This is a genomic window from Lactobacillus nasalidis (assembly GCF_016587775.1).
Classification (GTDB): domain Bacteria; phylum Bacillota; class Bacilli; order Lactobacillales; family Lactobacillaceae; genus Lactobacillus; species Lactobacillus nasalidis.
Genome location: NZ_BOCG01000204.1, coordinates 1 through 334, shown reverse-complemented (window position 1 = coordinate 334; position 334 = coordinate 1). Strand labels below are relative to the sequence as shown.

Below are 334 nucleotides of genomic sequence, written 5' to 3'. Positions count from 1 at the left end.
TAATCAAGCGCAATTTCTACGCAATTATTCCCGACAGACATTGGTTTACCGACGTGACAGAATTCCATCTCAAAGATCAAAAGCTCTACCTTTCTCCAATTATTGATGGTTGTACCCAAGAAATCATCTCCTACAATATTTCTAGGCACCCAGACCTTAAGCAAGTAATGACCATGCTAGATGATGCATTTGAGAAGCATCCGATGATGCATTTGAGAAGCATCCGGCTCTTAACGGGCTTATTTTCCACTCAGATCGTGGCTGGCAATATCAGCACTATGCATATCAAGCCGCTCTAGCTAATAGAGGGATCGATCAGAGTATGTCCAGACTA

At 42.5% G+C, this 334-nt stretch carries 1 pseudogene; it reads left to right on the top strand.

Annotated elements, in window-relative coordinates:
* Positions 1 to 334: pseudogene (locus lacNas_RS03525) on the top strand (DDE-type integrase/transposase/recombinase); the annotation flags it as partial.